This window comes from Streptomyces sp. NPDC043870, assembly GCF_056435785.1.
In genome coordinates this window covers 1-3518 of the sequence record NZ_JBWKDT010000116.1, presented here as the reverse complement: position 1 = coordinate 3518, position 3518 = coordinate 1, and the positions used below count along the sequence as shown (strand labels likewise).

General features: G+C 71.7%; 1 protein-coding gene. It reads right to left on the bottom strand.

The genetic code is table 11. The features are described 5' to 3' along the window. Positions 1-3518: type I polyketide synthase (locus AC0699_RS39440; protein WP_478671423.1), on the bottom strand; the 3518-nt coding region annotated here is incomplete at both ends.

Sequence of the window (3518 nt, the reverse complement as noted above, 5' to 3'; positions counted from 1 at the left end):
ACGACCGCCGTGAGCGTGGCGGCCTCGGCCGCGAGCAGCTCACGCAGCGCGTTGCGGTCAGCGGCGTCACACGCCACCACCGATACGTCCACGCCGAGCTCGGACAGTTCCGCCGCGAGCTCAGCCGCGCCCGGCGCGTCCGCGCCCCGTCGGCTGGTCAGCACCAGACGCTCCGCGCCCGCCCCCGCCAGCCACCGCGCGACCCGCCCGCCCAGAGCACCCGTACCACCGGTCACCAGCACGGTCCCGGACGGCGCCCACGCACCCGCGCCCCCGGCAGCAGCACGGACCAGCCGACGCCCGAACACCCCGGAGGACCGCACCGCGACCTGGTCCTCGCCGCTACCACCGGCCAGTACACCGACCAGCCGGGCCATCGCCCGCTCGTCCCACACCTCAGGCAGGTCCACCAGACCGCCCCAACGCCCGGGGACCTCCAGAGCGGCCACCCGGCCGAAGCCCCACGTCTGCGCCTGCACCGCCGAAACCAGACGGTCCGAACGGCCCACGCTCACCGCGCCCCGGGTCAGGCACCACAGCGGCGCCTCCACCCCGGCATCGCCCAACGCCTGCACCAGAGCAGCCGTGCAGAACAGCCCGTTGGCCTCATCCAGCGCGAGCAGCGACACCACACCGGCGACCGGATCCGCGTCGGACAGCAGGCCGGCCAGGCCGGCTCGGTCCGTGCCCGTCTCGACGACGATCCGACGGACCTCGGCACCACTCCCGGTCAGCGCATCCATCACAGCTGTGTCGTCCACGCCCTCGGCAGGCACCACGACCAGCCAGGACCCGGAGAGCCCCGTACCCGCCGCCACTGCCACCACATCGGTCAGCGGCTTCCACGACACCCGGTAACGCCACCGGTCCACCTCGGACTGAGTCCGCAGGCCACGGCGCCACGCCGACAGGGCAGGCAGGGCCGGCAGGACCGTGCCCCGGGCGTTCTCGTCATCCATGTCCAAGGCCGCGGCAAGCGACTCCAGGTCCTCGCGCTCCACGGCGTCCCAGAAGCGGGAGTCCACATCGTCGGCGGCAGTCTTGCGAGCAGCGGCCGGCATCTCCAGCCAGTAGCGCTGCCGCTGGAAGGCGTACGTCGGCAGCTCGACCCGTCGGGCACCCGCACCGGCGTAGAAGGCGGACCAGTCCACCTCGACACCGCGCACGTGCGCCTGAGCGACTGCCGCGACCACCGACTCCGCCTCCGCGCGCCCTGCGCGCAGAGCCGGGATGCAGGCGGCGGTGTCCGCGTCACCAGTCAGGCAGTCCTGCGCCAGTCCCGACAGCACGCCGTCGGCCCCGATCTCGACGTACGTCGTCACTCCGGCGGCCTCCAGGGCGCGGATGCCGTCGAGGAAGCGGACGGCTTCACGGACGTGGCGGACCCAGAAGTCGGGCGAGGTCATCTCATCGTCGGTGGTCAGGGCGCCGGTCAGGTTGGAGACGATCGGGATGGTCGGGGCTGCGAAGGACAGGCCCTCCACGACTTGGCGGAAGTCCTCCAGCATCCCGTCCATGTGCGGGGAGTGGAACGCGTGGCTGACCGTCAGACGCTTGGTCTTGCGGCCCTGGGTCTCGAAGGACTCGGCAATCGCGACCGCCACATCCTCGTCTCCGGCGATCACCACCGACTGCGGGCCATTGATCGCCGCAAGGCTGACCCCGTCGGTCAGCAGCGGCAGGACCTCGTCCTCCGAAGCCTGGACGGCGATCATCACACCGTCGGCCGGCAGCGCCTGCATCAGGCGACCGCGTGCGGCCACCAGGGTGCAGGCGTCCTCCAGGGAGAGGATGCCGCTGACGTGTGCGGCGGTGATCTCGCCGATGGAGTGACCGGAGAGGAAGTCGGGCTTCATGCCCCAGCTCTCCACGAGCCGGAACAGCGCCACCTCGACGGCGAAGAGCGCCGGCTGCGTGTACTCCGTGCGGTCGAGGGCGTCCCGGTCGGAGCCGAACAGCACGTCCCTCAGCGGCAGTTCGAGCAGCGGGTCCAGTCGCTCGCACACCGCGTCGAGCGTTGCGGCGAACACCAGGTAGACGTCGTACAGTTCGCGGCCCATCCCGAGCCGCTGGCTGCCCTGCCCGGTGAACAGGAAGGCCGCCTTCCCGGAAGCCGGGGTCCCCTCGAACAGCCCCGTCATCGAGCCGCCTTCCGCCAGTGCGGTGAGTCCCGCCAGGAGCCCGTTGCGGTCCGTGGCCACGATCGTGGCGCGGTCCTCGAAGGACGCCTTGCCGGTCGTGAGCGACCAGGCGACGTCGACCGGACGGACATCCGGCGCGGACAGGACGTAGGAGTGCAGCTGACGCGCCTGCGCCTGGAGGGCTTCCTCGCCCTTCGCCGAGAGCACCCAGGACACGACCGGAAGTGAGGCGTCCGACTGAGGTACGTCCGCCACCTGCGCAGGAAGGGGCGGCTGCTCGATGATCGTGTGCGCGTTGGTACCGCTGATGCCGAACGACGACACACCGGCCCGGCGCGCACGGCCGGTCTCGGGCCAGGCCACCGCCTCGGTCAGCAGGCTGACGTCACCGGCCTCCCAGTCGATCTGGCTCGACGGTGCATCGACGTGCAGCGTCTTGGGCAACACCCCGTGCCGCATCGCCATGATCATCTTGATGACGCCCGCCACACCGGCCGCCGCCTGCGTGTGACCGATGTTCGACTTGATCGAGCCCAGCAGCAGCGGCTGGTCCGCGTGACGCTCCTGGCCGTAGGTCGCGAGCAGGGCCTGGGCCTCGATGGGGTCACCCAGGCGGGTGCCGGTGCCATGCGCTTCGACCGCGTCCACGTCGGCGGCGGACAGGTCGGCACTGGCCAGGGCCTCGCGGATCACCCGCTGCTGCGACGGCCCGTTCGGCGCCGTCAGACCGTTGCTCGCACCGTCCTGGTTGATGGCCGAGCCACGCACCACCGCCAGGATCGGGTGCCCGTGCCGCAGCGCGTCCGACTGCCGCTCGACCAGGAGCATGCCGGCCCCCTCGGCCCAGCCGGTGCCGTCCGCGGCCGCCGCGAAGGACTTGCAGCGCCCGTCGGCCGAAAGGCCACGCTGACGGCTGAAGTCGACGAACGTCTCGGGCGTCGCCATGATCGCCACACCGCCGGCCAGTGCCATGTCGCACTCACCGTTGCGGAGCGCCTGGATCGCCCAGTGCAGGGCGACGAGGGAGGACGAGCAGGCCGTGTCGACGGTGACAGCCGGACCCTCCAGACCGAAGGCGTAGGAAACGCGGCCGGAGGCGATGCTGCCGGAGATGCCGGTGCCGAGGTAACCCTCCACCCCCTCGGGCAGCTCCTCGCCGTTGCCGTAGCCGGTCGCGTAGTCGTGGTACATGACGCCGGCGAAGACGCCCGTACGGCTGCCACGCATGGCGGTCGGGTCGACCCCGGCCCGCTCGAACGCCTCCCACGAGGTCTCCAGCAGCAGCCGCTGCTGCGGGTCCATCGCCAGCGCCTCACGCGGCGAGATACCGAAGAAGGCCGGGTCGAACTCGGCGGCGTCATGCAGGAAACCGCCCTC